Origin of the sequence: Sphaerisporangium rhizosphaerae, from assembly GCF_042665155.1 — a bacterium.
In the GTDB taxonomy this organism is placed as follows: Bacteria; Actinomycetota; Actinomycetes; order Streptosporangiales; family Streptosporangiaceae; genus Sphaerisporangium; species Sphaerisporangium rhizosphaerae.
This window is the reverse complement of record NZ_JBHTCG010000011.1, coordinates 161,227-173,611: the sequence shown is the minus strand read 5'-3', so window position 1 is coordinate 173,611 and position 12,385 is coordinate 161,227. Positions and strand designations below refer to the sequence as shown.

Below are 12,385 nucleotides of genomic sequence, written 5' to 3'. Positions count from 1 at the left end.
GTGCTGGACGGTCAGGGGAGCCGTCTCAGGCTCCCCCAGATGGACCGCCCAGGGGCCGAACCGGTGTGAGCTCAGGATTCGGGAGTGCTGTTCGGGCTGGGGCGGACGGTCTGGTGGGCGGGGGCGGGAGCGGCGAGGGGGTCGGGGAAGGACGCGCCGGCGGTGATGCCGCGGGGGCCGGACTCCTCGGCGTCGGCGATGGCCTCCTCGGCGGCCTTCTGCGCCTGCGCGGCCTCGGCCTGGGCGGCGGTCTTGCCCTCGGTCACCTCGCGGGTCGCCGCGGACCTCGGCAGCGACTCGGTGAACGCCTTCGACACGCCCTGCAGCGCCGAGGTGACCTCGCTCGGGATCACCCAGAAGGTGTTGCCCTGGCCCTGCGCGAGCTGCGGGAGCACCTGGAGGTACTGGTAGGCGAGCAGCTGCGGGTCGGGGTCGTTGCGGTGGACGGCCTGGAACACCTCGTCGATGGCCTGCGACTGGCCCTCGGCCTTGAGGATCGCCGCGGTGCGGTCGCCCTCGGCGCGCAGGATCGCGCTCTGCTTCTCGCCCTCGGCGGTGAGGATCTGCGACTGGCGAAGACCCTCGGCGGTCAGGATGGCGGCGCGCTTGTCCCGCTCGGCGCGCATCTGCTTCTCCATCGCCTCCTTGATCGTCTTGGGCGGGTCGATGGCCTTGATCTCCACCCGGTTCACCCGGATGCCCCACTTGCCGGTGGCCTCGTCCAGCACCCCGCGTAGCTGGCTGTTGATGGTGTCGCGCGAGGTGAGGGTCTTCTCCAGGTCCATGCCGCCGACGACGTTGCGCAGCGTGGTGACGGTGAGCTGCTCGACGCCCTGGATGAAGTTGGCGATCTCGTACGCGGCGGCGCGCGGGTCGGTGACCTGGAAGTACAGCACCGTGTCGATGTCGACCACGAGGTTGTCCTCGGTGATGACCGGCTGCGGCTTGAAGGAGACCACCTGCTCGCGCAGGTCGATGAGGGGCCGGACCCGGTCGATGTAGGGGATCACGAAGTTCAGGCCGGGCCCGAGGGTGCGCGAGTAGCGGCCGAGGCGTTCCACGTTCCCCGCCCTGGCCTGCGGGACGATGCGGACCGACCGCAGGACGGTGAACACCGCGAGAAGGACGATCAGAATTCCGGCGATCAATGCGGCGTCCATGCTCACTCCCGGGGATACACGAGCGCGGTAGCGCCCTCGATTTCGATCACGTCCACCGTCGCGCCCGCCGGGATCACCAGCGTCTCGTCATAGGCGCGGGCCGACCATTCCTCCCCGCCGATGCGCACCCGCCCGTTCATCCCGGTGACCTCGCGGGTGACGTAGGCGGCCTTGCCCACCAGGGCGGACACGCCGAAGCGCTGGACCGGCGGCTGCTTTATGTGGCGCTGGGCGATGGGACGCAGGACGACCAGGCCCGATATGGAGCCGAGAATGAACACGGCGAGCTGGATGCCGGTCGGCAGGCCGATCGCGGCGACGGCGGCGGTCAGCAGGGCCGCGGCGCCCAGCAGGCCGAGCGCGGCGGTGAGGGTGAACAGCTCGGCCGCCCCCAGCGCCGCCGCGAGTATCAACCAGAAGATCCATGACTCCATAGCCCCGGCCCTCCTATGAATGAGAACGCGTTCCGGGCTCCGGTGGTTCCTGAAACCCACGGTAGCTCCGTTTTTCCGGGCGCGGCATGACGAATGAGTCACGGCGCCCGGATCACGGCAGGGCTCGCGATGACCTCCTCCGGGGCGGTGCTCCCCATCAGGCGGGCCGGGCGGAATCGTGCCCCGTCACCTCACGCGGGGCCGGGTGGAATCGTGCCCGTCACCTCACGCGGGGCCGGGTGGAATCGTGCCCGTCACCTCACGCGGGGCCGGGTGGAATGACGCCCGTCACTTCAGGCGAGACCGGGCAGGATGGTGCCCGTCACCTCCCCGAGGGCGATGCGCGTCCCGCCCGCGCCGGGAGCGGTCGCGGTGATCGTCACGGTGTCGCCGTCCTCCAGGAAGGACCGCGACTGCCCGTCGGACAGCTTGACCGGCTCGGCGCCGTTCCAGGTGATCTCCAGCAGGGACCCGCGCCGCGCCGGCTCGTCCCCCGAGACGGTGCCGCTCGCGTACAGGTCGCCGGTGCGCAGGGACGCGCCGTTCACGGTCAGGTGGGCGAGCATCTGGTCGGGCGTCCAGTACATCTCGCGGTACGGCGGGCTCGACACCGGTTCGCCGTTCAGCGTGATCTCCATGCTGATGTCCAGGCCCCACGGCTCGCTCCGCCGCAGGTACGCGAGCGGCTCGGGGTCCTGCGCGCGGCCGGGGATTCGGGCGGCCTCCAGCGCTTCCAGCGGGGTCACCCAGGCCGAGACCGACGTGGCGAACGACTTGCCGAGGAACGGCCCGAGCGGGACGTACTCCCACGCCTGGATGTCGCGGGCGCTCCAGTCGTTGAGCAGCGTCACGCCGAACACGTGGTCGGCGAAGTCGCCCGCGCTCTCGCCCGGCCGCGTCGGCGTACCGACGACGAATCCCAGCTCGGCCTCGATGTCCAGCTTGGCGGTGGGCGCGAGGACGGGCTCGCCGTCCGGCGTGGCGACGCGCTGGCCGCGCGGGCGGATGACCGGCGTGCCCGACACCACGACGGTGCCGGACCGGCCGTGGTAGCCGACCGGCAGGTGCCGCCAGTTGGGCATGAGCGCCTGGCCGCCGGGCCGGAAGATGTGGCCGACGTTGGTCGCGTGCTCCAGCGAGCAGTAGAAGTCGACGTAGTCGCCGATCTCCACCGGCAGATGGAGCCGCACCTGGCGCAGCGGGATCAGGTGCGGTTCGAGCGCCGCCCGGTTGGCCGGGGCCTCCTTGGCGTCCGCTGACAGCAGCCGCTGCAGCAGCCGCCGGGTGTCCTGCCACGCCGTGCGTCCCCTGGCCATGAAGGCGTTCAGGCTCCCGGTGGCGAACACCTCGTCGTGCAGCACGGGCGCGAGGTCGAGGACGTGGTCGCCGATGCGCACGCCGGCCCTGGCCGGCTCGCCGGGACGGGAGAACACCCCGTAGGGCAGGTTGGCGACGGTGTAGGGCGTCGCGTCGGCGCCGGGCACCCAGGTGGCGGTCACGTTGTCCTCTCTGGCGGTCACGGCCGGGCCGCGGTCGACGGCGAGCCCGAGCGCGCGCAGGTCTTCGGCCGGTGTGGCGGTGTTGCACGACCCGTAGGAGACCAGCAGCTCCCTGGCGCGCCGCGCCACCTCCACGGGTGTGGCACGGACGAGCGCGACCAGCTCGGCCTTGTCCATGATCTCCAGGACGGGCACCGGGTCGCGTCCCTGGACGGCCGCGCACACGGCGAGCACGAGGTTCAGGAACCCGTGCCGGTAGACCCCGAGGCTCGGGTCGGGGTGCCGGACGGCGTGGTGCAGCCCGGCGGTGGCCTTGAACGGGGTGCCCTGCTCGACGCAGGCGCGGACGAAGGCCCCCAGCTCGTGCGTGGAAGGGTGATTCTCGGGCGCGACGCCCCCGCAGCGGATCTTCAGGCCGACCCCGGGGGGCGCCTGGTGCAGGTCGGTGGGGGGCACCTCGACGAACAGCCGCACCGCCGGGTCCGCTCCGGTCGCCGCGTCGCCCGGCCCGCCCGGGGCGTGCGTGAGCAGGCGCCGCGCCACGGCGGCGAGGGTGGAGCCCGGGGGCAGCGGCGCCTCGAACCAGTCGACGGTGAGGGCGGGGGCCGCGGTCGCCAGGGCGGCCAGGTCCGGCGGCTCGGGCGTGTCCACGATGACGCCGAGCCGTAGGGGACGGGTCAGTTCGGCGCGCAGTTCGTCCAGCCGGCTCGCCGGGCACAGCAGGCGGTGGGTGAGCATCGGGTCGCCCGCGTCCTGGTCGGCGTAGTGCCGGGCCAGCGCCCGCGACATGGGCAGCGACGTGGGCGGGAACAGGCCGGCGTCGTCGACCAGGACGCCGAAGAGCGCCGCCGCCGTGTCCGTCATCGGGCCCACGTCCAGGCGTAACCGGGGTCCTCGCACGCGAGCGCGGCGTCGCCGAGGTCCAGAGGCCGGAAGGTGTCGACCATGACGGCCAGTTCGCTGGTCATGGTGTGGCCCTGCCGCACCGCCTCGACGACCGCCTCCACGGCGCCCGGCTGCGGGCCGTGGGTGAAGCCGGCCGGGTGCAGTGAGATGGAGCCGATGTCGATGCCCGACCCCTTGCGGGCGGTGTAGTCGCCGCCGACGTAGAACATGAACTCGTCGGAGTCGACGTTGTGGTGGTTGTAGGGGATCGGCACGGCCTCGGGGTGGAAGTCCAGCGGGCGCGGGCAGAACGAGCACACGACGAAACCGGGGCCCTCGAAGGTCTGGTGCACCGGCGGCGGCGCGTGGGTGCGCTTCACGACCGGCTCGAAGTCGGCGATGTTGAAGGCGTAGGGGTACAGGCAGCCGTCCCAGCCGACCACGTCGAACGGATGGTGGGCGTAGGTCAGCCGGGTCAGCCCGCCCCGGGTCCTGACCAGGACGGGCGTCTCGGCGTCCTCGACGGTCAGCGGCTCGGACGGCGCGCGCAGGTCGCGCTCGCAGTAGGGAGCGTGCTCCAGGAACTGGCCGTACTGCGACAGGTAGCGCTTGGGGGGCCGGATGTGCCCGGACGCCTCGATGGTCAGCGCCCGCACCGTCGTGCCGTCCAGGGGCACCCACCGGTGGATGGTGCCGGTGGGGATCACGACGTAGTCTCCCTCGCCGGCCTCGATCGCCCCGTAGGTGGACTCGAACCGCACCCGGCCGCCGGCGATGTAGACGCACTCGTCGCCCTTGGAGTCGCGGAACAGCTCGCTGGGCCGGTCGGCGGCCGCGTACGACATGCGGACGTCGGCGTTGCCGGCCAGTGGCTGCCGCGAGGTGACCAGGTCGCCGCCGGTGGGCAGGTTCTGGGTGCGGAAGTGGCGCGGCGACAGGGGGAGGTTCGGGGACAGCGCGGTGCGCACCATGTCCGGCACGGCCTCCGCCTTGACGATCGCGGTCGGCAGGTGCCGGTGGTAGAGCAGCGAGGAGTCGGAGGAGAAGCCCTCCTCGCCCATCAGCTCTTCGGCGTACAGGCCGCCGTCGGGCTTGCGGAACTGGATGTGGCGTTTGCGCGGCACCTCGCCGACGGTGCGGTAGTACGGCATCGTCCCCTCCTGGCGTACGCATATCGGACAGCGATGTCCTCTATACGTACGACGATCCGCCATCCCCGGAACGATGTCAACCTGCCCACGCCGCCACACCTGGGACATTGCCCTGATCTGGGGCGCAGGCGACGGTGGGGATCGTCAGGCGGTCGCGCGTTCGGCCAGGGGCCGGGTCAGGCGTCGACCGCCTGGTACACCGTGGTCCAGAAATCGTGGATGAGCCGCGCGGAATCGGGGACCGACATTCCGACCTGGGTGAGCAGGATCCCGGTGAGCCGGTTCCGCGGGTCGGCGTAGGTCGAGGTGCCGCTTCCGCCGTCCCAGCCGAACTGGCCGATGGGCGCGTAGTCGCCGCGGTAGGTGCGCACCGCCATCCCGAAGCCCCAGCCGCCGTGCTGGCCCTGGCCGAACGACAGGTGGACGTTCTCGGTGGCCATGGCGCTTCGGACGGCCTGCTGCTCGGGCGTGAGGCGGTTGGTGGTCATCAGCTCGACGGCGGGCCGGGACAAGATGCGCTCGCCGCCGTGCATCCCGTGATCGAGCAGCATCCGGAAGTACGCGTGGTAGTCGTCGGCGGTGGAGACCAGTCCGCCGCCGCCGCCCTGGAAGGCCGGAGGCAGGCTCCAGCGTCCTCCCTTGGCCTCGTCCCACACGGTGAACTCTCCGCTCCGCGGGTCGGGGGCGTAGAGGGTCGGCATCCGGTCGATCTGGTCGTCGGGTACGTGGAAACCGGTGTCCTTCATGCCCAGGGGGCCGAAGACGCGTTCGCGCAGGAACGTCTCGAACGACCGGCCCGTGACCCTGGCGACGAGCACGCCGAGCAGATCATTGCTGATGTGGTACTGCCAGCGCTCCCCGGGCTGGTGCATCAGCGGCAGCTCGCCGAGGCGGCGCATCCACTCGTCCGGCTCGGGCATCGGCGTCGGCAGGTCGGGCGTGAGCCCTTTCTCGAAGACCGCGCCCATGATGGGAGTGCCCAGTGACGTCATGTCCATGCCGAGGCCGAACGTGGAGGTCAGCAGGTCGCGGACGGTGATCGGCCGCCGCGCCGGCACGGTGTCGTCCAGCGGGCCGTCGAGTTGCTTCAGCACCCGCCGGTCGGCGAGTTCCGGCAGCCACGGATCCACCACGTCGTCCAGCCGCAGCCTGCACTCGTCGAGCAGCACCATCGTCGCCGCGACCGTGACCGGCTTGGACGTCGAGGCCATGCGGAAGATCGTGTCCCGGCGCATCGGCGCGCCGCCGTCATGGCGCATCGTCCCGATCGCTTCGACGTGCGTCTCGTCGCCCCGGCCGACCAGAGCGACGAGCCCGGGGATCTTCCCGGAGTCGACATGCCGCTCCAGCACCTCGCGCAGCCTGCGCAGCCCCGTGACGGAGAAGCCGTCGTTGCCGTTTCCCATCGTGAATCTCCTCATGTGCGGCGTTCGATCCGCCGGTGTTCACCATCGTTCGGCAATCGCTGAACGTCTGCGACACTACATTGCGTTCACATATTCGTCAACGATGGGCGAAGGCTTCTTCTGCCTGTACTTCTGGGGTATGGATGGCCTTCTTTGCAATGAGCATGACGCTGAACGCAATGGACGACCGGCACCGGCATTGCAATGGGCGGCGAGTGAACGCATACTGTGCGGCGGGTGTGCGTGCGGAGCGCCCGCGCACGTCGACAGATGGGAGACCGGCACCGATGCCCGGAGGCAGACTCACCCCCGAGGACCGTCGGCACATCGCCGCGGGCCTGGCCGAGGGGCTCGGATACGCGGAGATCGGCCGGCGTCTGGGACGGCCCGCGTCGACCATCATGCGAGAGGTCACCCGCAACGGCGGACCCGACGACTACGGGGCGGACCGTGCGCACGAGGCCACCCGGCACCGTGCGCGGCGGCACAAGCAGGCGCGGCCCGCGGCCCCGCCGATCTCCGAGGGCGGCCATGGGCGTGATCCTGAGGTGGTGCGGGACTTCGCGGAGTCCTTCACCGCTCTGCTCGTCGAACAGGGCCTGCCCCGCATGGAGGCCAGGGTGCTGGCCTGCCTGTACATCACCGACGCCGGCGCTCTCACCGCCGCCGACCTGGTCCAGCGGCTCCGCGTCAGCCCGGCGTCGATCTCGCACGCCATCGCCTTCCTCGAACAGCAGGGAATGCTCAGGCGGGAACGGGCTCCCGGCGCGCGGCGCGAACGCTATGTCATCGACGACGAGATCTGGCTCCGGTCCCTCATCGCGTCTCTGGAGATGAACGACGCCCTGGCGACCGCGTCGCGACGCGGGGCCGAGATCCTCGGAGCGGCGACCCCCGCGGGCGCCCGTTTCCAGTCCTCCACCGAACTCCTCGCCCTCGTGAGCGAGGCGTTCCGCCAGGTCATCGACCAGTGGCGGCAAAGCCTGGCCGCCCGCGGCACCCGGCCCCCGGAGACGCCGGTGGGCGGCGGCGATCCCGGGATCGCCGCCGCCCTGCGACCGCCGCCCTAATGAGGGTCTTCGACCGGCGTGCACGGCTTGACGGAGGAGCCCGCCTGAGCCAGCCAGGCGCCGAGCCGCCAGGGCACTTGTGCGTCGTGGTTCTCGCGGAACTCCACCACGAGGGTCTCGCCCGGCCTGATGTAGCGGGGAGAGATCCGGATCGTCCGTACAGAGGTCACCCGGACGGCCTTGGACGAGCGCGACTCATTCACGGTCGAACGCAACTCGTCCGCTCCCGCGGCGGGCGGCCCGCCGTAGGTCCCATCCACGCCGGCGAAACGAGGAGCCGCGCAGTGCGTGCCCGCGGCCACGAACGTCACATCGGCCGTGATGCCGGCCGCGCCCAGCTTGGCCTCCAGCCCCGAGGGATCGCGCAGTTCGTTGACGGTCACGGCGACCGTACCGTCCGGGTTCTCGGCCACCGCGTAGGCGGGGTTCCCCGTTCCGCCGACCAGCGGCGTGATGAGGAGCGCCGCCGCGACACCGGCCGCGACCAGCAGCCGGGGACCGGTGACGAGGCGCCGCCGCGGGCGCATCCCGTCGAGCAGCCGCTGCCGCGCTCCGGCGAGGTCCTTGGGGGTGGCCGGCGGAATGGTGCTCCACATGGCCTTGAGCTCATCCATGGTCATTCTCCTTGCGGGTTCAGGGTGCGTCGGATCTGCAGACGGGCCCGGTTGAGGCGCGAGGCGACGGTTCCCGGCGGGATGGCGAGCGCGGCGGCGACCTCCTGGTAGGTCAGGTCCGCCCACGCGACGAGCAGCAGCACGTCGCGATCGGCCTGGGCGAGCCCCAGTAACGCCCTGGCCAGCGGCCGGTTCACGGCCAGGGTGGTGACGCCGTCCTCCACCTGAAGGCCCGACAACTCCGCCGGATGCACGCCGCTGCGGAGGTAGGCGCGGTAGAGGCCCATCTCCGTGCGCCGCCGTTTGCCGATCACATTGGAGGCGATCCCGTACAGCCACGGCCGGGCGTCGCAGCGGCTCCGGTCGTAGTCGCCTCGACGTTGGAAGGCGGCCAGGAAGGTGTCGGCCACGACGTCCTCGGCCTCGCCGGGCCCCAGGCGTCTGGCCGCGTACCTGTACAGGAGCGGTGCGTGCCGGTCGAACAGAACGGAGAAGATCTCGGGATCATCGAGCGATCTCTCGATGATGGTCGCATCATGGACCTCGACAGCTTCGCGGGGGATTGTCATGCATACCGGCCTTTCTTGGCGTATGCGGTCACTCGTACTTACCGCGCCAGGCCGAAATGCTTCACGAGGGCCGTCTCGCCGATCCTGAGCCCCGCTGGGCGCCCTACCGCCGCCTCAAAGCACGAACCGCTGCAGCCCCGGAGGGCTGCAGCGGTTGGGTGTTGCCGGGGGCCACGACGTGGGCACGTGGCCATGTCGTGGCCTCTGGGTCAGGGCGCCGGGCTCTGTGCGGTGGTGTCAGCCGCCTATCGCCATGGCGAAGATGTGCATGGTCGCGACGCCCGAGGTCGCCTGCGGGCTGATGTTGGGCAGGTCGACGCGGGAGACCTCCTTGTCCTGCAGCGCCACGCCCGCGAAGTAGATGGTCGCGGCGGTGTTGGCCCGCTGGTTTCCCGGCCGGTTCTGGTAGGCGGCCACGACGGCGGCGACGCCCTCCGGCCTCGGCGCGCCGTACCAGTCAGGGGAGCTGAGGGTGAAGGTCTGCCTGGTGCCGTCCTTGTAGACGATGGTGGCCGGCCCGGACACCGCGCCGTAGGTTCCGGTGAGCAGGAAGCCGAGCGTCTTGCCGGTGCCGGTGACCTTGATGGACTGCCCCGAGGCGATGGCGTTGTCCGGGGTGCCCACCGGGACGTCGGGCCAGGTGAAGTTCACCCCGCCCTTGCTGACCGTGCCGCCCGGGGTGACCCCGGCCTGGGCCAGCGCCTGGGCGGAGATGCTGGCGCCGCCGCCGTCGAAGTTCCCGGGGTCGGTGTTGGTGTCGTCGGTGACGGCGACGTTGCTGAAGCTCTCCGAGAGCGGCGCCTCCCGGCCGTCCCACACCCGGACGGTGGCCTTGGCGGACGCGGCCCAGTCATGGCCGCTCACCGTGGCGACCAGGACCACCGCGCCCGCCGGCTCGCTCGCGCCGGGGGTGAGGGTGAACTCGACGGTGGTCTCCGAGTTCGGCTTCAGCGGCCGCAGCACGATCTGCGCGGGCGTCGCCTTCCACCCGTCCGGGAGGTCCAGGGCCACGGTGGCCTTGGGCGCCATCGGCATCTCGATGGCCCGCACGGTGACACTGACCTTGGCCTCCTGGCCGGGGCTGACCTCGGCGGGGGCGGCGAGCTTGATCTTCTGCAGGGTGTACGCGCGGTAGGTGTGCCCGGCCTTCCCGGTGAGCTCGATCAGGTCGGCCCCGGTCTTCTTGACGTGGGCATGGCCGTGGGGGGTGTCGCTCACCTTGTAGCGGCCGGCGAACATCTCGCCGCGCAGCTTGACGACGCCGTCGCGATCGGGCGTGATGGTGAACTCATCGGCCTGCCCGTCGCTCCACGCGGCGCCCACGGTGTGGCCGCCGCGGCCGCGCAGCCCCTTGACCCGCCCGCTCGGCCAGGCCTCCGGCAACGCCGGCAGCACGTGCAGCTCCCCGGTGTGACTCTGCAGCAGCATCTCGGCGATGCCCGACGTGGCGCCGAAGTTTCCGTCGATCTGGAAGGGAGGGTGCAGGTCGAACATGTTCGGCGCGAGCCGGGCCGGAGTCACCAGGAAGCGGACCAGGTCGTGGGCCCGCGTGCCCTCTTCCATCCGCGCCCAGTAGTTGATCTTCCAGGCGAGCGACCAGCCGGTGCCGTCGTCGCCGCGCAGCTCCAGCGTCTGCCGGGCGGCCGTGAACAGCTCGGGGGTGCCCCGCTTGGTGATCTGGTTGCTGGGGTGCAGGCCGTACAGGTGGGAGATGTGCCGGTGGTTGCGCTCGGTCTCCACCCAGTCGTACAGCCACTCCTGGATGTTGCCGCGCGAGCCGATCTGCATCGGGGCCAGCCGCTTGCGGGTGGCCGTGAGCTGGGCCCGGAAGTCGGCGTCGACGCCGAGGACCTCGCTCGCCTTGGCGCAGCCGTCGAACAGGTCACGCAGGATCTGCATGTCCATGGTGGGGCCGGCGCACACGCTGGCGTCCGGGTGGTGGCCGAGCTCGGGGGAGTTCGACGGGTTGGTCACCAGCCACCCGAGGGTCGGCTCCTCCACCAGGGTGTCGAGGAAGAACTGGGCGGCGCCCTTCATCGCGGGATAGTTCTCCCGCAGGAATCCGACGTCGCCGGTGAACAGGTAGTGGTCCCAGATCAGGCTGGACAGCCACGCGCCGCCGCTCTGCCACATGCCCCAGAACGCGCCGTCGACGACCGAGGTGGCCCGCCACCCGTCGGTGTTGTGGTGGGTGACCCAGCCGCCGGCGCCGTACTGGGCCTGCGCGGTGCGGGCGCCGGTCACCGCGAGGTCCTTGACCATGCCGAACACCGGCTCGTAGCACTCCGACAGGTTGGTGGTGTCGGCGGGCCAGTAGTTCATCGGCAGGTTGGCGTTGATGGTGTACTTCGAGTCCCACGGCGGGGCCATCTGGTCGTTCCAGATGCCCTGCAGGTTGGCCGGCTGGGTGCCCGGACGCGAGGAGCTGATCAGCAGGTACCGGCCGAACTGGAACAGCAGCGCGGAGAACTGCGGGTCGTCGGCGGAGGCGTACTGCGCGATGCGCACGTCGGTCGGCTGGTCGGCCGCGGCGGTGCGGCCGAGGTCGAGCTCCGTCCGGCCGAACAGCTTGCGGTAGTCGGCCACGTGCCGGGCGCGCAGCGCGTCGTAGTCCTTGCCCTGGGCCGCGTCGAGGTGCTCGCGCGCGATGCCCTGGTAGTCCCCGCTGACGTCCTTGTAGTTGACGTAGCTGGTGCCGATGGAGATCAGCACCGTCACGCTGTCGGCGGCGGACACCTGCAGCGTGCCGCCGGAGCTGGTCACGCTGCCGCCCTCGGCGACGGCCTTGGCCAGCGCCAGGAACCGGACCGAGCCGCTCTTGCCCTCGAAGTCGCCCGAGATGCCGTCAAGGCCGACCGTCGTGCCGTCCGGGCTTGAGCGCGTCGTGCGCTGCGGGCTGTCGAAGGTCGCGGAGAAGGTGATGGAGCCGGGCTTGTCGGCGGTCAGCCGGATGGCGATGACCTGGTCGGGCGCGCTCGCGAGCACTTCGCGCCGGTACCGCACCCCGTTCTGGACGTAGGTCGTGGACGCGGTGGCGGAGGTGAGGTTGAGCTGGCGGTTGTACTCCGAGACCCCGCCGGTGCCGCCGGGGAAGCTCAGCCTGAGGTTGCCGACGGGCTGGTAGGCCAGCTGGCCCGCGGGGCTGCCGAGCATGGTCTGGTTGATCAGGTTCTGGGCCTGCGCCCACTGGTTCTCGAAGACCAGCCGCCGGATCTCCGGCAGCGCCGCCGCGCCCTTCGGGTTGCTCTGGTCGTACGGCCCGCCGGCCCACACGGTGTCCTCGTTGAGCTGCAGGCGCTCCTGGTCCACGTTGCCGAACACCATGGCGCCGAGGCGTCCGTTGCCGATCGGGAGCGCGCGCAGCCAGTCCGTGCCGGCGGCCTCGTCGTACCACAGCGCCAGGTCGTCAGCGGTGCGCACCTCGGGCGGCGCCACCGAGGCGGCCCGGGCCGCCGCCGTCCATTGCATCGGCAACAGCAGAGCTCCTGCTCCGGCCGCTCCGAACTTCATCAGTTGCCTACGCGTCAGATCTGCCATCTCGCTTCTCCAAGCGCCTGCGGCCTTGCGAGCGGCCGGCGCCGCACGCATGCGGAGACG

The 12,385-nt window shown here is 71.2% G+C and carries 9 protein-coding genes; 1 reads left to right on the top strand and 8 read right to left on the bottom strand.

The window, feature by feature from the left end; genetic code table 11:
* Positions 1 to 71: 71 nt before the first annotated feature.
* The 5 genes from ACFQSB_RS18890 to ACFQSB_RS18870 form a co-directional block, all read right to left on the bottom strand.
* On the bottom strand, positions 72 to 1,160 hold the full coding sequence (locus ACFQSB_RS18890) for an SPFH domain-containing protein (RefSeq protein WP_380828006.1): 1,089 nt from the start codon (positions 1,158 to 1,160) through the stop codon (positions 72 to 74).
* Positions 1,161 to 1,162: 2 nt separating this feature from the next.
* Positions 1,163 to 1,594 (bottom strand): NfeD family protein, encoded by a 432-nt coding sequence (locus ACFQSB_RS18885; RefSeq protein WP_354845546.1) that lies wholly within the window; start codon positions 1,592 to 1,594, stop codon positions 1,163 to 1,165.
* 293 nt (positions 1,595 to 1,887) lie between these two features.
* Entirely contained in the window at positions 1,888 to 3,093 is a 1,206-nt protein-coding gene (gene fahA / locus ACFQSB_RS18880) for a fumarylacetoacetase (protein ID WP_380828091.1), read from the bottom strand.
* A gap of 860 nt (positions 3,094 to 3,953) precedes the next feature.
* A complete protein-coding gene (locus ACFQSB_RS18875) occupies positions 3,954 to 5,129 on the bottom strand; it encodes a homogentisate 1,2-dioxygenase (RefSeq protein ID WP_380828004.1) in 1,176 nt (391 codons plus the stop codon).
* A gap of 176 nt (positions 5,130 to 5,305) precedes the next feature.
* Entirely contained in the window at positions 5,306 to 6,535 is a 1,230-nt protein-coding gene (locus ACFQSB_RS18870) for a serine hydrolase domain-containing protein (protein ID WP_380828003.1), read from the bottom strand.
* A gap of 287 nt (positions 6,536 to 6,822) precedes the next feature.
* Here ACFQSB_RS18870 and ACFQSB_RS18865 point away from each other — a divergent pair, with 287 nt between their 5' ends.
* On the top strand, positions 6,823 to 7,605 hold the full coding sequence (locus ACFQSB_RS18865) for a GbsR/MarR family transcriptional regulator (RefSeq protein WP_380828002.1): 783 nt from the start codon (positions 6,823 to 6,825) through the stop codon (positions 7,603 to 7,605).
* Here the strand turns inward: ACFQSB_RS18865 and ACFQSB_RS18860 are convergent.
* The 3 genes from ACFQSB_RS18860 to ACFQSB_RS18850 form a co-directional block, all read right to left on the bottom strand.
* Positions 7,602 to 8,219, bottom strand: a complete 618-nt coding sequence (locus tag ACFQSB_RS18860; RefSeq protein WP_380828000.1) for a hypothetical protein — start codon at positions 8,217 to 8,219, stop codon at positions 7,602 to 7,604. The genes ACFQSB_RS18865 and ACFQSB_RS18860 overlap by 4 nt on opposite strands.
* Before the next feature lie 2 nt (positions 8,220 to 8,221).
* Positions 8,222 to 8,788: an RNA polymerase sigma factor gene (locus ACFQSB_RS18855; RefSeq protein ID WP_380827999.1), complete on the bottom strand. Its 567-nt coding sequence runs from the start codon at positions 8,786 to 8,788 to the stop codon at positions 8,222 to 8,224.
* A gap of 237 nt (positions 8,789 to 9,025) precedes the next feature.
* A complete protein-coding gene (locus ACFQSB_RS18850; protein ID WP_380827998.1) occupies positions 9,026 to 12,325 on the bottom strand; it encodes a glycosyl hydrolase family 95 catalytic domain-containing protein in 3,300 nt (1,099 codons plus the stop codon).
* Positions 12,326 to 12,385: the final 60 nt, after the last annotated feature.